Origin of the sequence: Bacillus capparidis, from assembly GCF_017832095.1 — a bacterium.
In the GTDB taxonomy this organism is placed as follows: domain Bacteria; phylum Bacillota; class Bacilli; order Bacillales; family Bacillaceae; genus Bacillus; species Bacillus gobiensis.
Map to the genome: position 1 here is coordinate 277623 of NZ_JAFDST010000005.1, position 26014 is coordinate 303636.

Annotated in this window: 33 protein-coding genes and 1 riboswitch; of the genes, 11 read left to right on the forward strand and 22 right to left on the reverse strand. The window is 41.2% G+C overall.

Annotation, left to right across the window (positions count from 1 at the left end):
- Positions 1-24: 24 nt before the first annotated feature.
- The 5 genes from JOC74_RS18920 to JOC74_RS18940 form a co-directional block, all read right to left on the reverse strand.
- Positions 25-990 carry a hypothetical protein gene (locus JOC74_RS18920; protein ID WP_211086253.1) on the reverse strand — a complete coding sequence of 322 codons (966 nt, stop codon included), beginning with the start codon at positions 988-990 and terminating at the stop codon, positions 25-27.
- The gene (locus tag JOC74_RS18925; RefSeq protein WP_053603857.1) at positions 984-1862 is read right to left on the reverse strand and encodes an ABC transporter ATP-binding protein; all 879 of its coding nucleotides are present in this window, start codon (positions 1860-1862) and stop codon (positions 984-986) included. Before JOC74_RS18925 ends, JOC74_RS18920 begins: the two co-directional genes overlap by 7 nt.
- On the reverse strand, positions 1855-2244 hold the full coding sequence (locus JOC74_RS18930) for a GntR family transcriptional regulator (RefSeq protein ID WP_053603858.1): 390 nt from the start codon (positions 2242-2244) through the stop codon (positions 1855-1857). Before JOC74_RS18930 ends, JOC74_RS18925 begins: the two co-directional genes overlap by 8 nt.
- A 92-nt stretch (positions 2245-2336) precedes the next feature.
- Entirely contained in the window at positions 2337-2552 is a 216-nt protein-coding gene (locus JOC74_RS18935; RefSeq protein WP_053603859.1) for a hypothetical protein, read from the reverse strand.
- A 152-nt stretch (positions 2553-2704) separates the two neighbouring features.
- Entirely contained in the window at positions 2705-2977 is a 273-nt protein-coding gene (locus JOC74_RS18940) for a YtzC family protein (protein WP_053603860.1), read from the reverse strand.
- Positions 2978-3124: 147 nt separating this feature from the next.
- On the opposite strand from JOC74_RS18940, the gene mnmL reads away from it, so the two are divergent.
- Together mnmL and mnmM are read left to right on the forward strand one after the other, a co-directional pair.
- Positions 3125-4093 carry a tRNA modification radical SAM protein MnmL/YtqA gene (gene mnmL / locus JOC74_RS18945; protein ID WP_053603861.1) on the forward strand — a complete coding sequence of 323 codons (969 nt, stop codon included), beginning with the start codon at positions 3125-3127 and terminating at the stop codon, positions 4091-4093.
- Positions 4090-4671: a tRNA 5-(aminomethyl)-2-thiouridylate-methyltransferase MnmM gene (mnmM, locus tag JOC74_RS18950; RefSeq protein WP_053603862.1), complete on the forward strand. Its 582-nt coding sequence runs from the start codon at positions 4090-4092 to the stop codon at positions 4669-4671. The genes mnmL and mnmM overlap by 4 nt, the downstream gene beginning before the upstream one ends.
- A 15-nt stretch (positions 4672-4686) precedes the next feature.
- On the opposite strand, the gene tbcS is transcribed toward mnmM, so the two are convergent.
- A complete protein-coding gene (gene tbcS / locus JOC74_RS18955) occupies positions 4687-5763 on the reverse strand; it encodes a tetraprenyl-beta-curcumene synthase (RefSeq protein WP_053603863.1) in 1077 nt (358 codons plus the stop codon).
- 5 nt (positions 5764-5768) lie between these two features.
- Entirely contained in the window at positions 5769-6575 is an 807-nt protein-coding gene (locus tag JOC74_RS18960) for an alpha/beta hydrolase (RefSeq protein WP_053603864.1), read from the reverse strand.
- A 39-nt stretch (positions 6576-6614) separates the two neighbouring features.
- Here JOC74_RS18960 and JOC74_RS18965 point away from each other — a divergent pair, with 39 nt between their 5' ends.
- The gene (locus JOC74_RS18965; RefSeq protein ID WP_053603865.1) at positions 6615-7142 is read left to right on the forward strand and encodes a gamma carbonic anhydrase; all 528 of its coding nucleotides are present in this window, start codon (positions 6615-6617) and stop codon (positions 7140-7142) included.
- A 173-nt stretch (positions 7143-7315) separates the two neighbouring features.
- Positions 7316-8458 (forward strand): glycosyltransferase family 4 protein, encoded by a 1143-nt coding sequence (locus JOC74_RS18970; RefSeq protein WP_053603866.1) that lies wholly within the window; start codon positions 7316-7318, stop codon positions 8456-8458.
- Between the two features lie 31 nt (positions 8459-8489).
- Here the strand turns inward: JOC74_RS18970 and asnB are convergent, their stop codons facing one another.
- Together asnB and metK are read right to left on the reverse strand one after the other, a co-directional pair.
- Entirely contained in the window at positions 8490-10388 is a 1899-nt protein-coding gene (asnB, locus tag JOC74_RS18975; RefSeq protein WP_053603867.1) for an asparagine synthase (glutamine-hydrolyzing), read from the reverse strand.
- A gap of 299 nt (positions 10389-10687) precedes the next feature.
- Positions 10688-11887, reverse strand: coding sequence for a methionine adenosyltransferase (gene metK / locus JOC74_RS18980; protein WP_053603868.1), 1200 nt, complete (start codon positions 11885-11887; stop codon positions 10688-10690).
- A gap of 191 nt (positions 11888-12078) precedes the next feature.
- Positions 12079-12199: riboswitch (SAM riboswitch) on the reverse strand.
- Positions 12200-12368: 169 nt separating this feature from the next.
- Between metK and pckA the strand changes: the two genes are divergently transcribed.
- Positions 12369-13952: a phosphoenolpyruvate carboxykinase (ATP) gene (pckA, locus tag JOC74_RS18985; RefSeq protein WP_053603869.1), complete on the forward strand. Its 1584-nt coding sequence runs from the start codon at positions 12369-12371 to the stop codon at positions 13950-13952.
- A 30-nt stretch (positions 13953-13982) separates the two neighbouring features.
- Here the strand turns inward: pckA and JOC74_RS18990 are convergent, their stop codons facing one another.
- The 6 genes from JOC74_RS18990 to JOC74_RS19015 all read right to left on the reverse strand — a co-directional run bounded on the left by JOC74_RS18990 (position 13983) and on the right by JOC74_RS19015 (position 17196).
- Positions 13983-14228, reverse strand: a complete 246-nt coding sequence (locus JOC74_RS18990) for a DUF2584 domain-containing protein (protein WP_053603870.1) — start codon at positions 14226-14228, stop codon at positions 13983-13985.
- 37 nt (positions 14229-14265) lie between these two features.
- On the reverse strand, positions 14266-15060 hold the full coding sequence (locus JOC74_RS18995; RefSeq protein ID WP_053603871.1) for an alpha/beta hydrolase family protein: 795 nt from the start codon (positions 15058-15060) through the stop codon (positions 14266-14268).
- Positions 15061-15110: 50 nt separating this feature from the next.
- Positions 15111-15590, reverse strand: a complete 480-nt coding sequence (ytkD, locus tag JOC74_RS19000; protein WP_053603872.1) for an RNA deprotection pyrophosphohydrolase — start codon at positions 15588-15590, stop codon at positions 15111-15113.
- Between the two features lie 84 nt (positions 15591-15674).
- On the reverse strand, positions 15675-15995 hold the full coding sequence (locus tag JOC74_RS19005) for a hydrolase (RefSeq protein WP_098945231.1): 321 nt from the start codon (positions 15993-15995) through the stop codon (positions 15675-15677).
- 119 nt (positions 15996-16114) lie between these two features.
- Positions 16115-16555 (reverse strand): Dps family protein, encoded by a 441-nt coding sequence (locus JOC74_RS19010; RefSeq protein ID WP_053603874.1) that lies wholly within the window; start codon positions 16553-16555, stop codon positions 16115-16117.
- A gap of 167 nt (positions 16556-16722) precedes the next feature.
- Positions 16723-17196 (reverse strand): S-ribosylhomocysteine lyase, encoded by a 474-nt coding sequence (locus JOC74_RS19015; protein ID WP_053603875.1) that lies wholly within the window; start codon positions 17194-17196, stop codon positions 16723-16725.
- 138 nt (positions 17197-17334) lie between these two features.
- Between JOC74_RS19015 and yidD the strand changes: the two genes are divergently transcribed.
- Positions 17335-17538, forward strand: coding sequence for a membrane protein insertion efficiency factor YidD (gene yidD, locus JOC74_RS19020; RefSeq protein WP_053606078.1), 204 nt, complete (start codon positions 17335-17337; stop codon positions 17536-17538).
- Here the strand turns inward: yidD and JOC74_RS19025 are convergent, their stop codons facing one another.
- Positions 17539-18102: a beta-class carbonic anhydrase gene (locus JOC74_RS19025; RefSeq protein WP_053603876.1), complete on the reverse strand. Its 564-nt coding sequence runs from the start codon at positions 18100-18102 to the stop codon at positions 17539-17541.
- Between the two features lie 209 nt (positions 18103-18311).
- Here JOC74_RS19025 and JOC74_RS19030 point away from each other — a divergent pair, with 209 nt between their 5' ends.
- Positions 18312-19313 (forward strand): metal ABC transporter substrate-binding protein, encoded by a 1002-nt coding sequence (locus JOC74_RS19030; RefSeq protein WP_053603877.1) that lies wholly within the window; start codon positions 18312-18314, stop codon positions 19311-19313.
- A 36-nt stretch (positions 19314-19349) separates the two neighbouring features.
- Here the strand turns inward: JOC74_RS19030 and JOC74_RS19035 are convergent, their stop codons facing one another.
- Together JOC74_RS19035 and JOC74_RS19040 are read right to left on the reverse strand one after the other, a co-directional pair.
- Positions 19350-19652, reverse strand: a complete 303-nt coding sequence (locus JOC74_RS19035; RefSeq protein ID WP_192841144.1) for a hypothetical protein — start codon at positions 19650-19652, stop codon at positions 19350-19352.
- A 133-nt stretch (positions 19653-19785) separates the two neighbouring features.
- Positions 19786-20028, reverse strand: coding sequence for a type B 50S ribosomal protein L31 (locus tag JOC74_RS19040; protein ID WP_053603878.1), 243 nt, complete (start codon positions 20026-20028; stop codon positions 19786-19788).
- A 134-nt stretch (positions 20029-20162) separates the two neighbouring features.
- Here JOC74_RS19040 and JOC74_RS19045 point away from each other — a divergent pair, with 134 nt between their 5' ends.
- From JOC74_RS19045 to JOC74_RS19060, 4 genes are read left to right on the forward strand one after another with little or no spacing between them, the layout of a single operon-like run.
- On the forward strand, positions 20163-21494 hold the full coding sequence (locus JOC74_RS19045) for a cytochrome ubiquinol oxidase subunit I (RefSeq protein WP_053603879.1): 1332 nt from the start codon (positions 20163-20165) through the stop codon (positions 21492-21494).
- 30 nt (positions 21495-21524) lie between these two features.
- On the forward strand, positions 21525-22568 hold the full coding sequence (locus JOC74_RS19050) for a cytochrome d ubiquinol oxidase subunit II (RefSeq protein ID WP_053606080.1): 1044 nt from the start codon (positions 21525-21527) through the stop codon (positions 22566-22568).
- A 35-nt stretch (positions 22569-22603) separates the two neighbouring features.
- Entirely contained in the window at positions 22604-22759 is a 156-nt protein-coding gene (locus tag JOC74_RS19055) for a DUF1540 domain-containing protein (protein ID WP_082363958.1), read from the forward strand.
- Between the two features lie 14 nt (positions 22760-22773).
- Positions 22774-22974, forward strand: a complete 201-nt coding sequence (locus JOC74_RS19060; RefSeq protein WP_053603880.1) for a hypothetical protein — start codon at positions 22774-22776, stop codon at positions 22972-22974.
- Positions 22975-22994: 20 nt separating this feature from the next.
- Here the strand turns inward: JOC74_RS19060 and JOC74_RS19065 are convergent, their stop codons facing one another.
- From JOC74_RS19065 to JOC74_RS19080, 4 genes are all read right to left on the reverse strand, one after another.
- Entirely contained in the window at positions 22995-23633 is a 639-nt protein-coding gene (locus tag JOC74_RS19065) for a DUF2306 domain-containing protein (RefSeq protein WP_225970357.1), read from the reverse strand.
- A 21-nt stretch (positions 23634-23654) separates the two neighbouring features.
- Positions 23655-24089, reverse strand: a complete 435-nt coding sequence (locus JOC74_RS19070; RefSeq protein WP_053603881.1) for a hypothetical protein — start codon at positions 24087-24089, stop codon at positions 23655-23657.
- A gap of 46 nt (positions 24090-24135) precedes the next feature.
- Positions 24136-25155 carry a DJ-1/PfpI family protein gene (locus tag JOC74_RS19075; protein ID WP_053603882.1) on the reverse strand — a complete coding sequence of 340 codons (1020 nt, stop codon included), beginning with the start codon at positions 25153-25155 and terminating at the stop codon, positions 24136-24138.
- A gap of 131 nt (positions 25156-25286) precedes the next feature.
- Positions 25287-25883: a TetR/AcrR family transcriptional regulator gene (locus tag JOC74_RS19080; RefSeq protein WP_053603883.1), complete on the reverse strand. Its 597-nt coding sequence runs from the start codon at positions 25881-25883 to the stop codon at positions 25287-25289.
- Between the last annotated feature and the right edge of the window lie 131 nt (positions 25884-26014).

Sequence of the window (26014 nt, forward strand, 5' to 3'; positions counted from 1 at the left end):
TCCTCTCATTTTTTATTTCTGAAATCATATTTTTGATTTTTTAAAGATCAAAAAGTAACTCAAAAGAAAACCGATAACGCCGCCTATTACCACTCCCAGCAGATAACCGAAAACGGATTGGCTGGAGGAATAACCGAATATTCCAAAGCCTAATATCCCAAAGCTTATTACGAGGACCTGAACTGGTTTATTCAACTTCTCCGCTAAGAAAAAGTAACCCTCTCTCTCATTCGGAAGCTTATCGAAACAAACCAGCCCTATCCAGTAAAACAAGGCAGTGAGGATAATTGGCATAACAAACACCGGCTTATCATTGAATTCCGTACTTAAATAGGCCAGTGGGGTGAGATAGACTAATATGGTATTTAACGCATCCATTGTCATCATCCCTAACCACCGGTTTCCAATCACCAAATCAACGTGTGCAATAAGCAGGCCGATAACCATTAAAGGTAGAATCGAAGCCGTGAAACCAACCATTACTTGCGCTACGACGCTTCCGGTCATAGTTCCTGCAGCCATAACCAGCATATAAAGCATAAAACAGGTTAACGTGCTCCACAGATATCCCGTATAAAAATTTTCTATGTCCGGCCTCAGGATTCCGATTAGACAAAGCGAAAAAATAAAAGACAGCAATTGAGATCCCCAAATGATTAGTGTGCCGATAAAAGCTTTAGACCGGAAAATCGTCTTTCGATGAAACGGAAGGCTCAACGTAAAATCCATCGTTCCTTTATTGCGCTCAACCCCAATTTGGATAATTGCAAGAATAATTCCAGCTAAAATAAACATTTGCAGTGAACTTCCGTCTAAGAAAAAATGACATGAAATTCCATTCTCAATATCATATTCTTTCATACACCCGCGATATCCCGCATATTCGGACAATATATAAATCGGATAGGCAAACACTGTGGTGATACAAATCACGAGCAGCATGGCCTGATGCTGCTTCCATTCTTTAAAAAGCAAGCCCCGGTCTACCATCTCCGCTTCCCTCCAAACTTCGCAATAAAGACTTCTTCCAGACTAACCGGGATTTCATTCCAAACCTTTGGATTGAGGGACTTTAAAAATCGCTTGTTTTCTTCTTCATCTTTTCTCAAAAGCAAGGTGTAGAAAACTCCTGCCTTATCTAAAATTGAAATCCCCTGTTCTCTGATTTTCAAATTGACGTCATCCTCAAATACGACCTGAAGCTTTGTATAATCGGCTTTGAGCTCATCTAAATCCATCACCTGGCTAAGCTCGTTATCGTCCATAAATCCGATCCGGTTGCACATTCGCTCGATATCCTCCAGCCGATGGGACGTGATCAGAATCGTTGTGTTTCGTTCCGCTACTTCATCAATCAGCAATTGCAGAACATCATGCCTCGTAACCGCATCAATGCCATCAGTAGGCTCATCTAATAATATAACGGCAGGCTTGATCGCAAGTGTGAGAACAAGAGACAGCTGTTTCTTCAGCCCGGTAGACAGTTCACGAAACTTTGTCGTTTCCGATATATCATACCGATTAATCAATTCGTTAGCGTAGGTTACATCAAAATCGGGATAAATCGTTCTCAGCAACTCAACCAGCTGCTTGTAGTTATATTTGTCATAAAAGGGCTGTTGCACCGGCATGAAGGCGATATTTCTTTTTACTTTCGGATGATCCTTTATACGGATCCCCTTGAAGAATACCTCTCCGCTGTCTGGAGCAATGATTTGCTGAATCACACGAAGGAGAGTCGTTTTTCCGGAACCGTTTCTTCCAAGCAAGCCGAAAATCTCTCCTTCCTCCAATTGGAATGAAATATCTTTCAGTACCTGTGTGCTGCCCATTTTTTTCGAAATATTTTTAAGCTCAATCATTCGTTTCACCCTTAACCTCATCTGTAATCTCAATTATCCAATCGTGAAGCATCGTCATGTCAACACCTGCGTAATGCGCCTCGATGATAATCTGCTTTAATTGCTCTTTTATCATTGTGACCTTACCTTCATCAAGCGACATTTTCGCCGTTTCAGAAATAAAAGTACCCCTACCACGCAGTGTTTCAATAACGCCTTCTCTTTCCAGCTCTTTATAGGCTTTGCTGACGGTGTTGGGATTCGCAATGATCATGCTTGCCATTTCGCGTACCGATGGGAGCTTGTCACCGGGTTTCATGATACCTCTTAAACAAAGCTCTTTAATTTTCTGGATGATTTGCTCGTAAATGGGTGTAGAGCTTCGCGGATCGATTTCTATCATGAATATCCCTTCTTTCTGTATGAATTTCACTCCCGTTTTCAAAAATGCCAGCTGCGTTTATTATTGAAAAGTCTGTTTCATTCATTCTTTTTCTATCGCGGCTCAGATCCGACAATTGAAATGGTTGTGAGAGATTCTTTGCCTTGCCATTTCGGAATGAGATTTTTTTGTATTCCAATGGCCGCGGCTGCAAACGAAAAAAGCAATAAACAGGCGATTGCATGGGCTGAAAGAATTAGGAAAAGCTTTTTTCTTTTCTGTTTCTTTGCGATGGAAGATACCCGATGATCATCCTTTAACATTTTCATGTTTTTTGCTCCTTTATTTATTAATTATTGCTCTTTGTAACAATACCATTATGTGTACTAGTTCATCTAATACACACATAACAATACATACATCTCTTTTATGTGTCAACTTTTTTTAAAATAAAAAAATGAACCCTATTTAAGGATTCATCTTATTTTTGATATGACTTTTTCAAAATCATTTGATTTTGCAGGGATTGAAGCTGCAAACGAGTTCGGTAGAGCAGCTCCTTTTGCTGGTCGTTTGCGCTTAATGTCAATTTATTCAGCTCATTCACGAGATCTTCAAGCTTTACTTGTGCTTCAATGTACTCCGGATCGTTAAAATGCTCCTGTTTTAAATACGTTTCGTACTGCTCTGAAGCACTGTCATACACTTCACTGCTTTTTGCTAAGAAGTCTTCAACTGATTGTCTCGTTGCCATGGTCATACCCTCCTCATCATATCCTCTTTAGTTTGACCAGAACAAAAAAGTCCATGATAGAAAAAAATGGAGGCATGGGTTTGTCGGACCTTGCACAGGCGTGCTAATATATAGGGATGCGATACATACTATAAGGAGGTTTTCTGATTGAATCAGAGCAACCCTTTTCCATATGCGAATAACGAAAAAAGATACCATACGTGGAATTATCATTTACGAAGCATCTTTGGACATAAAGTCTTTAAAGTAGCTTTAGACGGCGGATTTGACTGCCCCAACCGTGACGGCACAGCCGCTCGTGGCGGCTGCACATTTTGCAGTGCGGCGGGATCCGGTGATTTTGCCGGAAATCGTGCCGATGATCTTGTGACCCAATTTCATGAAATTAAAGACCGGATGCACTTGAAATGGAAAGACGGAAAATACATGGCTTATTTTCAAGCCTTTACTAATACTCATGCACCCGTCGAAGTTCTGAGGGAAAAATATGAATCGGTCCTTTCATTGGACGGAGTGATCGGCTTATCCATAGCAACACGTCCTGACTGTCTGCCCGATGATGTCGTCGAGTACTTGGCAGAACTAAATGAGCGAACGTATTTGTGGGTTGAACTTGGGCTGCAAACGGTACATGAACGAACTGCAATGCTGATTAATCGTGCCCACGATTATGAATGCTATGTAGAAGGAGTCAACAAGCTGAGAAAGCATGGAATCCGCGTCTGTTCACATATTATCAACGGACTTCCGCTTGAAAACCGTGAAATGATGATGGAAACGGCAGAAGCCGTTGCCCGGTTGGACGTACAAGGGATAAAAATCCATTTGCTGCATTTGCTAAAAGGAACACCGATGGTGAAGCAATACGAAAAAGGGAAGCTGCAGTTTTTGTCGCAAACGGAGTACGTTCAGCTTGTCTGTGATCAGCTTGAAATTCTTCCTCCCGAAATGATCATTCATCGTATAACCGGAGACGGTCCGATTGAATTAATGGTAGGTCCGATGTGGAGTGTCAATAAATGGGAAGTTTTGAGTGCGATAGATGGCGAGCTCGAAAAAAGAGGAAGCTATCAAGGAAAATTTTATCATTCACGTAAGCAGGAATCATTATCATGACTTTGCCAAAAATACTGCCTTTTAGCAAATATCTGCTCGAGCTTGCTGCCGTTCCTGGAGACATCGTCATTGATGGTACGATGGGAAATGGCAACGATACACTTTTTTTATCGACGCTGGTCGGAAAAGATGGCCATGTCTATGCATTTGATGTGCAAGAACAAGCGCTCGTGAACACGAAAGCAAAGCTGGATCAAGCAGCAATAGGTAACACAACCCTTTTTTTAAAAAGCCATGAACACCTGACAGCCTGTCTCCCTGAAATAATCCATGGACAAGTAGCTGCAGCCGTTTTTAATCTCGGTTATTTGCCGGGCAGCGATAAATCCGTTACAACATCGGCTGCATCCACGATATCTGCAGTCGGCCAGCTGCTTCACCTGTTAAAGGATAAAGGGATCATCGTTCTTGTTGTGTATCACGGCCATGAGGAAGGCAAACAAGAAAAACAGGAATTACTCGCCTTTTGCGAGGGGCTTGATCCGCGATTGGCACGTGTAATGACGTACCAATATATTAATCAAACCAATTATCCTCCCTTTGTAATTGCTATTGAAAAAAGTCCGAAGCCTGACTAGGCCCGGACTTTTAAATTAGATTTTCGTACGGAATTTCTGAAATTTTCTATAGGCTCTCCCGTTGATGTAAAAGAAAAAAGAAGTACTTCCGCCAGCTTTTATTAGCTTTTTTGCCAGCTTCGCCATGTCTTTTTGTCCAATGACTTTATCGTCTGATAAATAAACCCCTAAAAGCCCTCTATTTATGAATCGGTGAAAGTTTTCGTGCGGAATGCCTTTTAAATGCTCATCCGCTTTTTCGATAAAATGCATAAGCCTTTTCGTCATTTCCGGGCGTGAATGATAGTAAGTGCAAAAATTCAAATCGCCCTCTGCCAGGTCTTCTTCTTGATCGATCAAATAATCCAATAGAATATGAAGCCCTTGAATGTAGGGAAAATAGCTCTCGTAAATCTTTTGGGCAAGTGCCTGGTCAAATTCATCTTGAAACGAATAAGCAACCAAACAAAAAATACCTAACGTCGAACCGGCGCAGGCTGAGAATTCATACCATTCCATATGAGGCAGATGCTGCTTATACGTCTCAAACCACCTTTTTAGCCGGGGAACCCTTTCATTGATAACCACATGCTTATGTACTTGCAGATCACAATAATATCCTGCCAATTCAAGCAAATACGGCTTGATGATCTCATAATGCTCTATCTTACTGAGCACCTTTTGACAGGTTGAAACAAGTGTATGTAAATATCCATTATCGTCCTGATCGTCCCTATACTTATAATAATTTTTTAAAGGAGCACCAACGGTAAGCGCATCCTTCATCGATTGATGCAGCATCTCAAAATCGTTCGGGTCAAGAGATGTGCTACGGTCACATAAATTATCCAAATAATCGCTAATCGTTTGATAAGCGGTAATAAACTCTATGCATAACTCGCGGCCATTCCCAGAAAGTAATGCGAAGATCCCCCCGCCCTCACAGTGAAAGGCTTTATCCTTTAAACTTGCCAGCGCCTGTGATTTTAGTTCCGGATTTGATATTCGTACTGCCCGTTTGCGCCAATCATCCAAATTTTGATGGACACTGGGAAATATCCCCCTGTATACCTTAGCCATAAGGGAAAGAGGATGTTCAGGAATGGAAGACATTTGCTTCACCTCTCTATTTGCTGTTTTTCTGTGTCTATTAATTGATCTGTAAAATTGCGCGCTGCCTGAAACACGTCTTCCCGTTCAGGTTCGTTAAATATTTCATGATACAAACCCTCCCACTCCCGGTATGATTTGTTGTGGGATTTTAACTGGTTAAACCAATTGATAACCATTGATTTATCAACCACTTTATCGTCTCCTGCCTGCATAAGAAGCAAAGGAATATTCAAATAAGCTTCCGTGGGTTTGGCTGTTTCTTCGATTGCTTTCAAAAGCTCGCGATACCATCTGACCGAAACCTTTGTAATATAAAGGGAATCATTTTCGTCTGCCTGGATAACCTCTTGATTTCTTGTGGCCATTTCGATCGTAAGCCCAGAATCAACACGAAAGGTAGGGAGAACTTTATTCAACCCTTTTGAAGCAATATCGAGAAACTTGTTTACTTTAACTTGCACGCCAAGACAAGGCGAGGATAAAATGATACCCTTAACAGGAGAGCTGTGATTCTCCTTATACCATGTGATCGCGATGAGTCCGCCCATGCTGTGTCCAAGAAGAAACAACGGCAATTCCATTTTTTTCGCTTCTTCCACCCACAGGGTAACCTCATCGATGTATTCCCTGAAAGAATTGATATGACCTCTCGCCCGTGTCGATGTTCCTTGTCCAGGCAAATCGCCCATGATGACATTGTAGCCCGAGGTTCTCCACATTTCAATTAACCATTTATATCTGCCGTGATACTCACAAGCACCATGAATAATCACAATTGTTGCAACAGGCTGTTCAGCAAACCATTTCCACATGATCTCACCTCAAATTTATTTAGAAAGGAAGTTGTCTAGATGATATATTCATTTAAGCAGATCACACCCGACATTCACGAAACTGTTTTCACCGCTGATCATACCATTATAACAGGTGATGTAAAAATCGAAGAATATTCAAGCATCTGGTTTTCAACCGTTATCAGAGGAGACGTTGCTCCAACGAGAATAGGCAAGCGGGTTAACATTCAGGATCTATGCTGTCTTCATCAAAGCCCAAATCGCCCGCTGATCATTGAAGATGACGTAACAGTAGGACATCAAGTGACATTACACAGTTCGATTTTGCGGAAAAAATCACTCATCGGAATGGGCTCTCTTATTTTAGACGGTGCCGAAATCGGAGAAGAAGCCTTCATAGGAGCCGGCAGCCTCGTCCCACCAGGAAAAAGGATCCCCGCAAGGCATCTTGCATTTGGCAGACCTGCAAAAGTCATACGCCCTTTAAATGAAAAAGATATAAAAGACATGGAGAGAATTCGCAGAGAATATGTTGCAAAAGGACAGGAATATAAATCGGCGGCGAGATTCCCATCTTCGCCATAATTACCTTACCATTTTTCTCACGTTAAGCAAAAGCTTTACCACCTCTTTGTATAGAAGAACATCGTCAGCTTTTACATTCCTCTTACGAAAATTCACATAAAGTTATTATTTCCATCACAATTTCCTAATACCATAGAAGTAAAGATATATTTCATCAAATGGAGGGGTCAGCGATGAAAATTGCGATATTTACGGATACATTTGTTCCTGACGTCAATGGCGTTGCCAAAACGTTGAAAAGGTATACGGAATATTTGGAGAAAAACGGCCACAGCTATATCGTATTTGCACCCGAAAGTACAGTTGAAACGAAATTCTCAAACCATATCCACAGGTTCTCCAGCCTGCCCTTCTTTCTCTATCCGGAATGCCGTTTAGCACTGCCTAAGTTTCATCAAATTAAAGCCGAGATTCATCAGTTCAAACCTGATCTGATTCATATTGCGACTCCATTTAATATGGGGCTTTGCGGGCTTCATTACGCAAAAAAATGGAATATCCCGCTTGTCGGATCCTATCACACAAATTTTGACCAGTATTTATCCTACTATGATTTACAATTGCTCTCACGTTTTTTCTGGAAATATATGCATTGGTTCCACAAGTCCTTCCAGAAAATCTTCGCTCCTTCTGAAGAGACGTTGAACGAATTAAAAAGTAAAAAATTCCAAAATCTCTCTCTTTGGAAACGAGGAGTGGATTGTTTGAATTTCAGTCCCTCGCATTCTACCCCTGATGTGAAAAAAAACTATTCAATAAATGACGATACCTACCTATTATCTTATGTTGGACGGCTGGCGCCCGAAAAGGACTTGAAATCCCTATTAAAAGCTGCAGAACACCCGCTGCTAGCTGAAAAAAACATTCATTGGCTGATTGTTGGTGACGGTCCGATGAAGCACCACCTCGAAAGCCAAGCACCCCCAAATATGACGATTGCCGGCTATAAAAAAGGTAAAGAGCTATCTGAGATTTATGCGAGCTCGGACCTGTTTGTTTTTCCGTCCCCTACTGAAACATTCGGAAATGCAGCACTTGAAGCTTTAGCATCTGGCACGCCTGTCATCGGCGCAAATTCAGGCGGTGTAAAAAATGTGATCTCTCATGGGCATACCGGGTTTTTAGCTCAGCCTAACAATCCGGAAGAACTCGCCGAACACATTGCGTTTTTGCTTGAGAATACAAAATTACGGAAAATATTTGAGAAAAACGCCAGAGAATATGCCCAATCCCAAAGCTGGGACACGATTTTTAATGATTTATTGCTGGAATGTGAAGAAATTGCCTTTCCTAAAGAGACGAAAAGATACGCATAAGAAAAACTCACCATGTCTGGTGAGTTTTTCTTTAACCAAAAATGACTTCTTTAGGCTGATGATTCATTGCTTCAGGAAGCATTTCTTTTTCTACAAATATTTTGTGCCAAATCATGAAGATAAGCACGGTCCATATTTTTCTGCTGTAATCCGCTTTATTGGCGCAATGATCTTCTAAAAGCCTTAGCACATAGCTTTTATCGATATAGGCATCCGTTTCACTCTCTTTAATGATTGTGATCGCCCAATCATGCATTTCATTTTTCAGCCAATGGCGGATAGGGACAGGGAAACCTAATTTTTTTCGATTTAACACGTGGTCTGGAACAATTCCCTCGGCAGCTTTTCTAAGAATATACTTGGTTGTGCCGTCCTTTGTTTTTAAATGATCCGGTATTTTAGATGCTATCTCAAACACATTTTTGTCCAAGAACGGAACCCGCAGCTCTAAGGAGTGGGCCATCGTCATTTTATCAGCTTTTAATAAAATGTCTCCCCTCAGCCAGGTATGAATATCAACGTACTGCATTTTATTCACGTCACTGTAATCCTTGCTTTCCGCAAAGAAAGGATGGGTGACATCACGATAGCTCACGCTTGGATCGTACTGCTTAATAACCTGTTGCTTCGCTTCTTCTTCGAATATTTTCGCATTTCCGATATAACGGTTTTCAAGCGGAGTACAGCCTCTAACTATAAAGCTTTTCCCTTTCATTCCTTCCGGCATAACGGATGCCAGCCTAAGCAGCATTTTTTTCAAGATAGATGGAATACGCTCAAAAGGTTTTAAGGAAAGGGGCTCGCGATAAATGTTATAACCGCCGAATAGCTCGTCAGCGCCTTCTCCGGACAGAACAACCGTTACTTGCTTTTTCGCCTCTTTCGCAACAAAATACAATGGAATAGCAGCAGGATCAGCAAGCGGATCATCCAAATTCCAGATGATTTTCGGCAGCTCATTCATATATTCTTCTGCAGAAATAATCGCGTGGTAGTTCTCTACCCCAAGTTTTTCAGCTGTTTCCTTGGCAACATCCACTTCACTGAAGCCTTCCTGTTCAAATCCGACAGAAAATGTTTTCAGTTCAGGGTGGAATTCCTTCGCAACAGATACGATAAATGAAGAATCAATACCGCCTGACAGGAATGACCCCACCGGCACATCGCTTCTCATATGGACATTTACAGAATCGTAAATGATATCTCTTACTTCTTTGATCAGCTTGCCTTCTTCCGTTGCAGATGGCTGGAAGCTTACCTTCCAATACGTATTAAATTGGAGCTCGCCTCCCGGGCGCAAAGTAAACTGCTGGCCGGGACCTACTTTTTTTACTTTTTCGTCCAATGTATCGGGCTCTGGCACAAATTGAAAAGACATGTATTGCTGTAGAGCTTTTTTATCTAATGAAAAATCGTTGGACACAGAGGATAAGCTTTTTCTTTCGGAAGCAAAATAGACCTGTCCATCGGTTTTCTTATAGTATAAAGGTTTGATTCCAAACGGATCTCTTGCACCATATAACAGTTTTTCTTGTTTATCCCATATTAAAAAAGAAAACATTCCCCTTAAACGGGAAGCAGCATCTTCTTTGTATCTGCAGTATGTAGCGAGAAGAACCTCCGTGTCAGAGTCTGTCTCAAATGTATACCCTTCTTGTGTTAATTCTTCTTTTAATTCAATATAGTTATATATTTCACCATTAAAAATGATCCAATAGTTTTCGTCTTCATATGATAAAGGCTGTTTGCCGTTTTCAACGTCGATAATGCTCAGTCTTCTAAAACCGAATCCTACATGAGCATCGTGATAATATCCTTCATCATCTGGTCCGCGATGAACAATCGACCGATTCATTTGGGCAATAATCTCTTTTTGATTATCTACCTGTGATAATGGCCGATGGTTTAGAACTCCTACAAACCCACACATGGCTTTTCCTCCATTAATTATTAGTTTAATAACCAGATATCTTATACTTTACAGGAATAGAATTTATTCGTCAAAAACATTCATCGTTCAAAATCAAATGAAAAGCCGCTAACCAGCGGCTTTTTTCGTTTCTTCTTAATACTATTTATCCCGTATTAACGGGCAGTAAGACCCCCACCTTAAGGTTTTGAATGTAAACGAGTAATCCTAGGTGAGGGATAACTGCCCGTAAAAACTAGGGTTCGTTCAACTAACAATCAGTGGGGGAAGAAAAGCCCCCCACTGATTGAAGTTTCACTTTATGAAAGTGCTTCAGCCTTCAAAATTTCGGCTTTATCTGTTCGTTCCCAAGGCAGATCAAGGTCATGGCGGCCAAAATGTCCGTAAGCTGCAGTTTGTTTATAGATTGGACGTCTCAAGTCGAGCATTTTAATGATTCCTGCCGGCCTTAAATCAAAGTGCTTTGAAACGACCTCTGTCAATTTTTCCTCAGAAGCTTTTCCAGTTCCGAATGTATTGATTGAAATGGATACCGGACGGGCAACACCAATGGCGTATGCAAGCTGTACTTCACAAGACTCCGCAAGTCCAGCAGCTACGATATTTTTTGCAACGTAGCGGGCTGCATAAGCTGCAGAACGATCCACTTTAGTCGCATCTTTACCGGAAAACGCTCCACCGCCGTGTCGCGCATAGCCGCCATAAGTGTCAACGATAATTTTCCTTCCGGTAAGACCCGCATCTCCCTGCGGTCCGCCTATCACAAATCTGCCGGTAGGGTTAATGAAATATTTTGTCTGTTCATCAATTAGCTCTTTCGGCACTACTGGCGTAATCACGTACTCCTTAATATTGCGCTGGATCTGCTCCAGTGATATTTCCGGATGGTGCTGAGTTGAGATGACAATGGTGTCAATCCGGATCGGCTTGTCGTTTTCATCATATTCAACTGTCACCTGTGTTTTTCCATCAGGTCGAAGATACGGAAGGATGTCTTCCTTTCTCACTTCCGTTAAACGTCTTGAAAGTTTATGTGCAAGTGAAATCGGCAGAGGCATGAGCTCTTTTGTTTCATTGCAGGCAAATCCAAACATCAGCCCTTGGTCTCCTGCTCCGATTGCTTCGATCTCAGCATCTGACATCGTTCCTTCACGGGCTTCCAATGCTTTGTCTACACCCTGCGCAATATCGGCAGACTGCTCATCTATTGAAGTAAGTACAGCACACGTCTCAGCATCGAAGCCATACTTCGCGCGAGTATAGCCAATCTCTTTTATCGTTTCACGGACCGTTTTTGGGATATCTACGTATGTTGTTGTTGTGATTTCACCGCTTACAAGAACGAGACCCGTTGTGACAGAAGTTTCACAAGCAACTCTTGCATTTGGATCCTTTTTCAAAATCTCATCTAAAATACTATCAGAAATTTGGTCACATATTTTATCCGGATGTCCCTCTGTAACCGATTCTGATGTGAAAAGACGACGTTGTTTGGTCATTATTCAATTTCCTCCTGAAAATACGATTAACACCTATACAAGGTATTAATCTGCTATATGATACGGAACTCGTTCCCTCTCGGTCTATTTTACGGTAAGCTCTGCCTGCCAAATGAACCTGGAGTTGTTTTTTACAGCTCAAAAAACCTTATCCTTACTAGAGGAAAGGTTCTACATTTGCAAGCCTTTCACTCTTATCGATCAAGGTATGAATAGAACCTTGCGACAGGTTAGCACCTTGGTTTTCATTGAATAAGAAAACCGGTTGCTGGGCTTCATTGGGCCTGTCCCTCCGCCAGCTCGGGATAAGAGAATCCGTTCAATGACTAATCATAGCGCAATCCTTCTTGTTGTGTCAATATGGCAAACCTCTTCTGTTGAAAAGGTTCAAAAGAACTACATAATTAGTATAGATTATTAAAATTAATGTGTTATACTATTTTTAAATTTGCTATAAAATAATGTGTAAAGGAAGGTAAATATGACTCCATTGGAAATGAAAAGTGAGCTGCAATCATTGTTAACCGGCGAAAACACGAAATTCAATTTATCCGTTCCCAAGCTTGTTGAAAAAATTCTTTTTCGAAATGAAGGGATCTTAACTTCCACTGGAGCGATTAGAGCGACGACTGGCGCATATACCGGCAGGTCGCCTAAAGACAAATTTATCGTTGAAGAAGCTTCCTCAACGGAAAACATTGATTGGGGAGCAGTAAATCAGCCGTTCTCAGAAACGGCATTTGATAAGCTTTACACAAAAGTGACCGATTATTTAAAACAGCGCGAGGAATTATTTGTGTTTGAAGGATTTGCAGGAGCTAATGAAAAATATCGCATACCGATTACAGTTATTAATGAATTAGCGTGGCATAATTTATTTGCGAGACAATTATTTATCCGGCCGGGTACATCTGACTACAAGACCGTCGAAACCTCATTTACAATTATCTCTGCACCTAATTTCAAGGCGGATCCGGCAATCGATGGGACTCATTCAGAGACGTTTATCATCATATCTTTTAAAAGGAGAGTCATCTTGATCGGGGGAACAGAATATGCAGGAGAAATGAAAAAATCCGTTTTCTCCGTCATGAATTATCTTTTGCCAGAACGCGGCATTTTACCGATGCATTGTTCGGCAAATGTAGGACCCGAAGGAAATGTTGCGCTTTTCTTCGGACTGTCAGGGACAGGAAAAACGACTCTTTCTGCTGATCCAAACCGAAAGCTGGTTGGTGATGACGAGCACGGATGGTCAAATACAGATGTCTTTAACATTGAAGGCGGCTGCTATGCGAAATGTGTTAATCTGTCCGAAGAGAATGAACCACAAATCTTTAATGCCATCCGCTTCGGCTCAGTGCTTGAAAATGTGATGATCGATGAAATCTCACATGCCGCGGACTACAATGATACATTTTACACAGAAAACACTCGTGCTGCCTATCCTATCGATGCAATTAACAATAGTTTAAAGCCAAGCATTGCCGGGCACCCGGAGGCAATTGTATTTTTAACCGCAGACGCGTTCGGCGTTCTTCCTCCGATTAGCAAATTAACAAAGGAACAGGCAATGTACCACTTTTTAAGCGGATATACGAGTAAGCTTGCGGGAACGGAAAGAGGGGTTACATCTCCGGAAACAACGTTCTCAACATGCTTCGGTTCGCCATTTCTTCCACTTCCTCCTCATGTCTATGCTAAAATGCTGGGCGATAAAATTGAACAGCATGACGTAAAAGTCTTTCTGGTTAACACTGGGTGGACTGGCGGTGGATACGGAGTCGGAAAGAGAATGAGCCTGAAATATACAAGGACTATGGTGAGGGCAGCTCTTGATGGAGAATTGAATCATACTGAAATGATTAAAGATGATGTATTCGGTCTTCATATCCCGATTCATGTTCCAGGTGTTCCCGATGATGTGCTCTTTCCGGAAAAAACCTGGTTTTCCCAAGAAGAATATCAGGAAAAAGCCCGATTTTTAGCCAATGAATTTAAGCTGAATTTTAAAAAGTTCTCCAATATACCTTCCGCTATTAAAGAAAAAGGCGGGCCAAACTAAGACAAAAGCTGGCGAATCATATCGCCAGCTTTAATTGGTTGAATGAAGTGAAACTAATTTATAAGTCAAACGTGTTTTTTTCTGTTCAAGCTCAAGCTTTTCAATATAGGCTGTTCCGATTTTTTCGCCTTCAATTGTTTTTCTGACTTCCAACGGAATGTCAAGCGGATAAAGGCGATAGCCTTCTTTCACAAGTACAAAGAGATTTTCATCATTTAGGCGCTTTTCATTTCCTTTCGTTACAATCACCGTATTCAACTCAACCGGCATGCCCATGTTCATTTCCTCCTCTTTCCCTCTATTGTAACTTAGATTAACGTATTACGCCGGCGTTTTCCTGAGCTTTCATCCATGCAGTGAGTTGCCGAACGATTTTCCGATTTTCTTGCGGGGGAAAATAATGTGTATAATCAGGCTTGTACCAAGCAGTGACCGGAATTCCATGTTCAGCGAGCGCACGTTCAAGACGATAGGAATGCTCAATCGATACATTTTTATCGAGAAGACCGTGAATGAGCAATACAGGAGCTCTCATGTGATGAAGCTTTTGAAAAGGGGAGCGAAAATCATACTCATCCGGCACTTTGCTTGGATTTCCCCCTATCACTCTTTTCATCATTCGCCTTAAGTCCTTTCGCTCTTTATAGGTACAAGCGATATCACTTACTCCTCCCCAAGAAACAAAGGAAGAAACCTCGTGTTTCATTTCGATGGCCGTCCATATTCCCATGATACCGCCCCGCGAGAAGCCAAAAATATGTATTCGATCCGTATGTACACTAGGATGCTGCTGAAGCATACGAAAAGCCGAAAAAGCGTCTTCCCGATCCTCTCCGGCAAAATCCTCATTCCCTTCCCCGCCTTGGTTCCCTCTGTAAAAAGGAGCAAGTACGACAAAACCCTGTGAAGCAAATTGAATAATTCGACCGGGACGAACCATACCCACACTTTTTATACCGCCGCGCAGATATAAAAAGCCATCGTGCTTTCCTTCTTTGCAAGGTTCAGCCAGTAATCCCTTCACCTTTAATCCTTGCGATAAATATGTAACGACAAACAAGCGGACATGTTGGTTTGAAGAAGGAAACCTAGTTTTGTTGATCCACATACCCTACACTCCTAAAAAATTAAAAAACCCGGTTTGTCCCGAGTCAAATGCTATTCAGTAATCCATCCATTTTGCACCAGCCGTTTCATACTGTGCGTAAGAACACCGTCTTTCATGACAAAGCTGTATCGTTGGTTTTTTTTAATGTTTTCTGGAAGCTCTTTAAGCAAAACCGGTCCTTTTGTTTCATAGTATGTCGATTGTTTTTCTATTTTATCGATACGGGCAAAGTATATATTTTTAATAATCATTTTTTCTTTACCCAAAACCTTGTATTGACCTATGTAAGACAGCTCTTCCACAATAGCTCCCGTTTCTTCTTTTACCTCGCGCACTGCTGCTTGCTCTGCCTTCTCCATCGGCTCAATTTTGCCTCCGGGAAATTCATACCCTCTGTCGCCGTGATCCGTTAAAAGCCAGCTCCCGCGGTAGCGGCATATGACCCATACATGGCCGGGAGCTTTAGAAAAAGGCTCCTCTTCAAAGGAAAGATGAACCGTATTTCGATAATAATCCTTAAATGTAAACATAAAAATTCCCTCTAATTCCTTTCCTTCTTCCTTTCTATATCATACCATATCACCGCCTCCGTGAAGAGCCAAAACCGATGTTCTTTATTCCTTCTTCGCTGACCTGAGCACCTCGTCATTGATAAACTCCCGCGTATTTTCATCACCTAAATCATAGAGAAGACGGTAAATTTGATTTGCCGTATGGTCGGTGTCATCATTTGGCTGATCATTATGGTATTCCAAGAAAGGAATATGAGATCGCAAGTAACCTTTGACGTCGGATGAATACAATTGGTCAAAAAGCGCTCTCAGCTGGCGAATCTCATCAGGTGTGGCCAAAATTTTGAAGTCCCAGGATGAAGCATCCGGTGATTGGGATATCATTTGGCCGACAAGGGACACATAATACGTGTTTTTCTCCAACGACTTCATTCCTATCGTTTGTTTTTCCTTTAGTATGTCGAATTAGCATGAAATCTTGCGTTATTTTTCGGAATTCAGCCATAAATAAAAGACCGGTTAAGACCGATCTTCTATCTAGACTAGTTCCCAAGATACGCTTTTAGCATCCAGTTATGTTTTTCAATTGTGCGGTGTATCGAAAGCAGCAAGTCACCAGTCGTTTCATCATCCACTTCTTCTGCCAGCCCGATTCCGCTTTTCAACTCTTCGCCGATAATGGAAAAGTCATCATAGATACTCTGAACCATTTGCTCAGAGTTTTCATTTCCATTCGCTTCTTTGACAGAGGCAAGCTCCAAGCTTTCCTTCATCGTAGCGACTGGAGCGCCGTCTAGAGCAAGCAGCCTTTCTGCCAAATCATCGATATATGTAGCTGCCTCGGTATAAAGCTCTTCAAATTTTTCATGCAGGGTGAAAAAGTCCTTCCCTTTTACATACCAATGATAGTTATGTAGCTTTACATACATAACGGTCCAGTTTGCAACTTGCTTATTGACTGCTTCATTTAATCTCTCAGACATGCTCTCTTCCTCCTTGTTTATTCTGGTTTACTTATACCCGTTTTATCATGCACAAAAACCACCGTTTTATATTCCGATTAAAAAAATCGAAAGGCATAAACAATAAGCAAGGTGTTTTTATGAAAAAAAGCCTTTTTCTCATGTAAAGAAAAAGGCTCCTTTCGTCATTATCCGAACACCTTTAAAAGGTCTTCTTTGCTTTGGCTCAGCCAAAATCTTATGAATCGTTTCGCTCCATCTAAATCATGAAGCTTCGCCTGCCCGCATTGTTTTTCGTTGGCGGCAGGTATTTCCTCGATCTCGACGGCTTCCTTCATCGTTGCATCCAAAAGGTCAATAATTTCTTCAACGGAAGGTTCCCCGCTCACAACTAGATAGTATCCCGTCTGGCATCCCATCGGCGAAATATCGATAATATCAAAATGGCTGTAGTTCTCCGCATGCGTGCGAATCGTAAATGCCAATAAGTGCTCAAGAGTATGAATTGTATCTGGCTTCATCGCCTGTTTGTTCGGCTGGCAAAAACGGATATCGAATTTGTTGACTACGCCGTCTGTTCCAACTTTATGCACTCCGCAATGCCTGACATATGGCGCTTTCACTGCTATATGATCAAGCTCAAAGCTTTCAACTGAAGGCATATTGCTTCACTCCTATCTGTCATTCTTATTATCAAGTTTAACATATTAATGTTTGAATTCATTGGTGATGCATTTATTTTTCGTTTTTCGTATAATGAGGCTTAAAAGGACGTGTTCGTATTGGGAAAACTATTCGTGATGCTCATACAGCTGTATCAAAAAACAATTTCACCGCTTACTCCCCCAAGCTGCCGATTTTACCCGACATGCTCCAATTACGGTATTGAAGCGATTCGTACACACGGCGTGATCAAAGGAGGATGGCTGACGATTAAACGAATTCTAAAGTGCCATCCCTTTCATCCAGGCGGGGTCGATCCTGTGCCGGAAAAAAAGAAGTAATTATTTTTTGTTCCCGTCTACGACCAGATCAAGCTTTCCTGTGGACGGATCAATAACGAGCCCGTGAACAGGTACATCCCGCGGCATCAGCGGATGGTTCTTAATCATATCTACGCTGTCCCGTACACTGTCTTCGCAGGTATGAAAGCTTTTCAGCCATGTATCGAGATCGACTCCCGCATACTTAAGCATTTGAATACGTTCTTCTGGAATCCCTCTTTCAACGGCTTTTTCCAAAAAAGCGCCGCTGTCGATCTTGCTCATTCCGCAATCATGGTGCCCGACTACACATATTTCGTCAGCCTTAAGTTCGTATATTGCAACAAGCAAACTCCTCATTATGCTTCCAAACGGATGGGAAACGAGAGCCCCTGCACTTTTAACCAGCTTAATATCTCCGTTCTTCACATTCATCGCATGAGGAAGAAGCTCAACCAGCCTTGTGTCCATACAGGTTAAAACAGCCATTTTTTTATTAGGAAATTTTGTGGTTTCGAATTTTTCATATTCCTTTTTTTCAACAAATTGTTCGTTAAATTCCAAAATATCTTCTAATAAGCTCATTTTGATTTCTCTCCCTTTATACACAGATCATCAACTTTTATTTTATATCATAGCACATAACTTGTTTTTTAGTCATTTTACAATTAGAATTATCCCGCTCTATTATTCATAAATTTTAAAAAACCTCTTTTCAAATCGTAACCATTACGATAGAATATCTACAGACAATGACAAATCGGAATCATACTGATTTTGAGAGGAGATAAATAATGAAGAAACGATTCGGGTTCGCAGCTGCCCTTATACTTGCTGCTGCACTTGCCGGCTGCAGTAATGATTCAGGAAACAGCTCAAAAACCAATGACGATAAGCTGAAAGTATATACAACCATTTATCCGCTGGAGGATTTCACGAAGAAAATTGGCGGTGATTATGTCGATGTAACAAGCATTTATCCTCCGAATGCAGATGCTCACACGTATGAACCGAGCTCCAAAACGCTCGTTGAAATGGCAGAAGGAGATGCATTTATCTATTCAGGTGTAGGGGAAGAAGGATTTGCCGATAAAGCTGCTGAATCTTTAAAAAGCAATGATGTCAACATCGTAAAAGCTGGTGAAGGCATTGAACTTTTATCAGAAGACGAAGAACATGCTCATGAGGGTGAAGAAGCACATGATCATGGAGATGAAGCAGAGCATAATCATGAAAGTGAAGCAGGACACGAAGAAGAAGGACATCACCATGATAAAGATCCCCACGTATGGCTTGATCCTGTCTTATCAATCCAAATAGCGGAAAACATTAAGAATTCATTGACAAAAATGGATCCAGATCATGAAAAAACGTATACAGAAAACTTCAATTCGTTGAAAAAAGAGCTTGAACAGCTCGATACCGAATTTAAAGAAACTGTGAAAAAAGCTGATAAAAAAGAAATTTTAGTTTCTCATGCTGCTTACGGATATTGGCATGAGCGATATGGCATAGAGCAAATCAGTGTATTAGGCCTTTCACCAACCCAGGAGCCTTCACAGAAGGAGCTTCAAACACTTGTTGAAACAGCAAAGGAACACGATATTAAATATGTCATTTTCGAAAGCAATGTCACAAGCAAAATTTCGACTATCGTCAAAAATGAAATTGGGGCTGACAGTCTTACGCTTCATAATCTAGAATCCATATCAGAAGAAGATGAGAAAAACGGCGAAGATTATTTCAGCCTGATGCAAAAAAACCTTGATACGCTGAAAAAAGCACTTTCGAACTAAGTAGAAATGAGTCAGTCTATGGACTGGCTCATTTTTTTATAGGCAACCATGTTGAGCATTGAAAAAGCCTTCAGAATTCTTATGAAGGTTTTTCTCTGGCTCTTTTCCCTCTTTTTGTCCTTCAGAACCCCGATGATGGACTTTTCTCTGGGTCTTTCCCTCCTTTTTGTCCTTCAGAACCCCGTTGATGGACTTTTTCTCTGGATCTTTTCCCTCTTTTTGTCCTTCAGAACCCTGATGATGGACTTTTCTCTGGATCTTACCCTTCTTTTTGTCCTTCAGAACCCCGTTGATGGACTTTTCTCTGGCTCTTTTCCTTCTTTTAATCTTAGAGAACACATATGGGGCTTTGAATCATGCCCTTCTCCCAATAATTAAACGAACTTTCTCAAACGAACAAATATCACAGTTCCAGATTTCTTAATTTCCTTGTAACAAAAACAAAACCAAGCCTTCATAAGGGCTTGGTTTTTTACATGTTATAACGTTTCTTAAATTGCTCGACCCTTCCGCCTTTTTCATTGAATTTTTGGCGGCCGGTATAAAATGGGTGAGTATCTGAGCTAACCTCTACTTTTATCACAGGATATAATTTCCCATCTTCCCATTCCATCGTTTCACTTGAAGTTTTCGTTGAATGGGTCAAAAATTTATATCCGCTGTTTACATCATAGAATATGACTTCATGATTTTGCGGATGGATGTTTTGTTTCAAAATAAAGCACCCTTTCTAAATCGTAATCATTACGTTATATATTTTATTACTTTTAGCTTTTTTTGTCAAATGAATGGAATATTCCGCTATTTGCTGCAAACACTAACAATATTAAAAGGTGGGGTGGGAACGATGTGGATGATTTAATTTTGGCAAGAAGCTTATTCGGAACAACTATGGGCTTTCATATAATATTTGCTTCTCTTGGAGTCGGGCTCCCTTTAATGATTTTAACAGCCGAGCTTCTATATCAAAAAACAAAGGATCAGCATTATGCGATTATGGCAAAACGATGGACGAAAGGCCAGGCCGTTTTGCTGGGAGTAGCGATTCCGACCGGGACGATTGCCGGTACACAGCTTGCTTTGCTTTGGCCTGGATTTATGGAGGTCATAGGTAAGGTTATGTCTCTTCCTTTTCAAATTGAAATTTATGCATTTTTTGTTGAAGCCTTGTTTATGTCGATCTATGTGTATGCGGCTGACAGGCTGACGCCGTTTATGAGAATCATCGCCGTTACGTTTGTTTTGATTGGGGCCGCCGCATCAGCCGTACTAATTACGAATGTCCATGCCTTCCAAGGGACACCTACGGGATTCCGGCTGGATAACGGGGAAGTCGTGGACGTGAATCCATGGGCTGCTTTTTTTAATCCCAGCTTTTTTACCACCGCGGGACACGTTGTTGTTTCAGCTTTTATGACTGGCGCTTTCGTAATTGCTTCAATATCTGCCTTTAAAATGCTGAAGAGCAAATATAATGAGAGCGTGTATCGATTTCATAGAAAGGCTTTGCTTATGAGCTTAATCGTAGGTGGCATTTTTTCGATTTTAACTGCCTTAAACGGCCATGAATCTGCCCAGCTCCTTCACGAATATCAGCCGGAGAAGCTAGCAGGAGCAGAAGGATTATTTGAGACCACGTCACATGCACCGCTTGCGATTGGCGGATTTACAGATGAAGAAACAGAAGAAGTCAAATGGGCGATCGAAATTCCTTGGGCATTGAGTTTTTTGGCAGCCGACAGCTTTGACACAGTAGTAAAAGGCTTAAACGATTTTCCGAGAGATGAATGGCCTCCTTTGTTCATCCATACGCTTTTTAACAGTATGGTCGGAATCGGAATGCTGCTTATTCTTTATTCCATTATCGGCTTTACATGGAGAAAAATATTAAAAAAAGACCGGTTTCCAACATGGCTGTTACTCGTCTTCGTGACCGCCGGACCGCTTAGCATGCTTGGAATCGAATTTGGCTGGATTTTCGCCTGTACAGGAAGGCAGCCTTGGGTAATCTATCACATCCAAAAAACAGCGGATGTTGTCACGACGTCAGGTTCCATAGCCGCTTTATTTACGTTGTTCCTCATCGTCTATCTGATATTGGGAGCGGCAGTTATTTTTGTGCTTACCTATTACTTTAAGCGGCACCCTGTTGAAAAGGAATTGCCATCAGAACAATCATAATCGATTAGAAAGAAGGTGCTTGATGTCGTGATGAATGGAGTCACAGATGTAATCCTGGCAATCACGGTTTTATGGGGGTTTGTTTTTATTTACGCTGTTATGGCGAGTATGGATTTTGGTGCAGGGTTCTGGTCAATGGTCTATATCAATAACGAAAAAACGAAAGCGACAAATATTGCAAACCGGTACTTATCGCCAACGTGGGAGGTTACAAACGTTTTTATCGTAGCCATTGTCGTTGCGTTGTTTAGTTTTTTTCCTGGAGCTACCTTTGTTTTAGGAACTGTGCTGCTTATTCCCGGAAGCATTATTTTGCTCCTTTTGGCACTAAGAAGCGGATTTTTGGTTTTTTCCCATGTAGCGAAGGATTACGAGAAGGCCCTTACTTATATATCAGGCATCACCGGATTTCTCATCCCCTCTTTCTTAATACTTGTCTTGCCCGTCACTCACGGCACATTTATTGAAAGAGAAAATGGTATCTACAGCCTGAATGCTGCCGAATTATTTTCAAGCCCGAATGTGTATTCGTTTATCGGATTTGCAGTATTCAGCACCCTTTTTCTTTCGTCTTTATTACTTGCCGATTTTTCAAATGTCGCTGAAGAACGGCATGCCTATCTGATTTATCGGAAAAATGCACTTGTTTCCGGTCCGCTTTCACTGGTCATGGCTATTTTCATTATGCTCACACTTCGAACAGAAGCGCCTTGGCTTTATGATCGCATGATGACCGACCTCCCATTGCTATTTACGTCCTTGCTTATGTTTCTCATTGCAGGTGTGGCTCTTTTTTTGCCAAATAAGCGGCTCGGAAAACGATTGGGTAAGCCGCGGCTTGCTGTCGTTGCGATTACGATCCAATATTTTTTGGCAAGCTATGTATATGGCAGGGCCCATTTGCCATACATGATCTATCCCGACGTTACGATTCAGTCCGGTTTTACAGACCCGGCAACCTTCCGTGCGCTTTTTGTGTCGTATATCGTTGGATTTGTCATTTTATTTCCTGGTTTTTATTTTTTCTGGAAAATGATTATGAATGACAAACGCTACATTAAACAGCCGGAATGAGGAAAAGCTAAAAAAGAACAGGAGGTGTTTTGCATTTGGAAAGAATACTATGTGAAGTAAACAACTGCTCCTACTGGGGTGACGGCAATAAATGTACCGCCGACGCCATTTATGTTGTCAGCCACACTGGTGATAAAGCGGAAACCAGCGAAGAAACAGATTGCAAAACCTTTAAGCCAGAGAAACATTAAAAGGAGGCCAAACGGTGAACAAAGAAATGCTGGAAATGCTGCTGGCTTCTTTCGAGCAGGAAGTCAAAGACACTAGTGAACCTTCTTTTCACAAGGCCGTAAATTCCTTTGCCAACCTGTGGGATTACGAATTTGGATGCTTAAACGAACTGCCAAAAGAAATCGATCAATGGATCGGGCAGACGATGTATGAGTATGAGCTTTATCAGGATTGATAAGAAAAAAAGAGGGCGGATTAATGTGCCGCCCTTTTTACATTCAAATTCTTCTTAATAATCATTTCGGCAAGCAGCAGATTAAGTATCCAACACATCCACGATGCCATTGTGTAAGAATAGGCATATGGAAAGTTCAAAGCATTATGGAAAATTGCTACGATGATGTAGATCGTCATATTAGCAAATGAAAGGAAGAAGCTGCGAAGCATCCATTGACTGTGGGGAATCATCCGTTTTTTTCTAATCGCTCTGTACCCGATAAGCGTTGTGCACAGCCACAACGTATTTAAAATAAAAAATCCAGCGGTGCTAAGGAGCCCTCCGGTAGCAAATAATGAAACGTACAATCCAGGAATATAATTTAGAATGATAGAGAGTACATAAATTCGTCCAAACCAGCGATGTACCGGCAAACGTTTGACTCTTATTCTTTTTATCAGTGCAACAGGTCCCGTAAGAAGCGCGATAAGTGCCAACACGATATGAATCCGAATCATGAGGATCCAAAGACCTTCGTTTTGTATTGGAAAATCTTTTCGGGATAAAAAACGTTCAAAATTAGGATCAATCATAAAATTTTTTGAGAAAGTATGCAAAACCCACATAACTGAAATAATAAAAAGAAATATGTTTAACCCTTTACTCAATGATTTCATTTCATATCTCCCATTTTAATTTTAAGCGAGCAGCCTTGGATTGGTCATAATAACAATTGAAGCTAGTATGAAAAAAAAGGCCATCCAGCTATAAAGATTTAGCGTTCTTGCCTGATCGCTCATCAACTGTTTGGGATGATCAGATTTGAGAATCTGTTTAAATTTTTTATCTATCATCCCAATCATGGCGCCAATTCCCAATAGCAATCCAATAGCTATGGTGATCCATAGGACAGATGGAAATGCCGATCGTAATACAATCATCAAAAACCCAGTGATCAAAAGGCCGATTAAGGCATAATGGGCAGAACGAGTGAATTTCAATACAGATTGAAGAAATCCCTTGAATTCATCACCAGAACGCAGGTAGCATTGCTTCATTAACCATGGCAAAACCAGATAGCTTCCAAGGAAAAGTGCGCTTGTCACATGAAGAAAAAGCAAAAGCTGAAACACGGTTCATACCTCCTATATATTTGCAAAATGTTGATCATTTTCCTTACTACATACGATTTCCAACTAATTTTGAAGCTGGCAATAAACCTGCTTTGGCAGAACCGCTCATTGTACTTCCGGTTACAATAACCGAAAACTTTAAGTTTAAACGAATGGGCTTTCGAATACTCAAGGACCACTCCAGCTGATCATTATGTAAAACAGGATTTGCAAATTCTACAATCTCGTCCTCCTGCTGAGCTGTTCCGTAAATACGCCCATCCTCAGTTGTAATGTTGAGAATAACAGGAAGCTTTCCTATTGGAGTAGATATGATTGTGTTCCATTTTCCATCAAACATCCTGTTTTTTTCGATATTTGCCTTTCCGGGAGTCGGAACTACTGATTCATTCAAGACAGAAATTGACTCAGGATGACTGTCTTCGCTGTCAATCGGCGCCATTCCGATTGCTTTCCACACAGTTCCTCTTTGCTCATACTCAAACAACTGTTCAATTGCATGAGCAATACGAGGACCTAATTCTCGTTCTACCAAATATAAGGCAAGATCAAGCCCCGATGTTACACCTCCTCCACTCACTACATTGCCATCATCTACAACTCGTGCATGAACAGGTATAGCGCCGGTTGCCCCTAAAAACTCCATTCCCATATGATGTGTGACAGCATGGCGCCCTTCCAACAAGCCGTCCATGGCAAGGATTAGCGTTCCGCCGCAAACCGGTGATACGATTAAGTCAGTTCTGTATAGCGCTTCTCTTAAAAAGTGAATCAAATCAGTTTCCATCGCCCGTTTCAATAAAGCTATGAACGAATTTGGCCCATTGTCGTTCACGCTGGCAAACACCCCGGGAATAACGAGAATCCCTTCTCGTTCCAAATCAATTTTGCCGCTGCTGGGAAGTCCGGGGCCATTCATCCCGCTAGTCACATGCCTTTTCCCTTCTGCACTTACAAATTCAACAGTTACTTCTTGCGAGTACATCTTGGCAGCCATAAATACCTCGTAAGGTCCGATCACATCCATGAAATCAAAACCATCGAATAATACGATTTGGACATTCATTTTTTATTCCCCTTTTAGTAAAATTGTGACCGGACGGTCCGGTCCGCATATTTTATTGTACACGATATTTACTGCCGCAGGCTTACCATTCTTGAATCTTTAGTGAACAAGTATCAGAGGCTGGCAATGCCTCATTTGTCTGCAGAATAATGATTAAGAAGGGTTTTGATTTGTTGAATACTATAGGAAATATGATCATTATTAAGAGCCAGACGACTAGCCATAATTGCTCCTTCAATTGCTGAAAAAATAAACGAAGCGAGCGAAAGGGAATCGACATTTTTATGAAATTCATTGTTCCCAATGCCTTCGTCAATAATTGATTTTATATAAAGCAGGGTTTCATTGTATGCTTCAGAAGCTTTTTCATGCAGTTCGGGAAAACCGTAATCACTTTCGATTGCTGTATTAAGCAGCGGACAGCCGCCGGGAACAGGAGGATTATTCACTGCGTCTTCATAAACATAACACATCGCGATAATTTTCTCTGCAGCAGTATTGGCCGATTGGACTGCTTTTGCAAAATAAGAGTGCAGTATATGGCCTGAACTTTCAAACGTCGCTAAGACAATATCATTTTTATTTTCAAACCTTCTGTATATCGCCCCTTTTGGCAGCCCAGTCGCTTCCATAATGTCCTGAATGGAAGTCTGGCTATACCCCTTTTGGTTAAATAGCGTCATTGATGTCCTGATAATAAGATCTTTTGTTTCATCAATCTTATTCATTGCTACGTTGTCCTCCATGATTAATAATTATAGTTTACGCTTTAGTATACCGAATTAATGAAAATAATTAAATGATAGATGCTTGCGATTATTCATAGGAGAAACTTTAATCAGATAAAAATTCGAAGGAT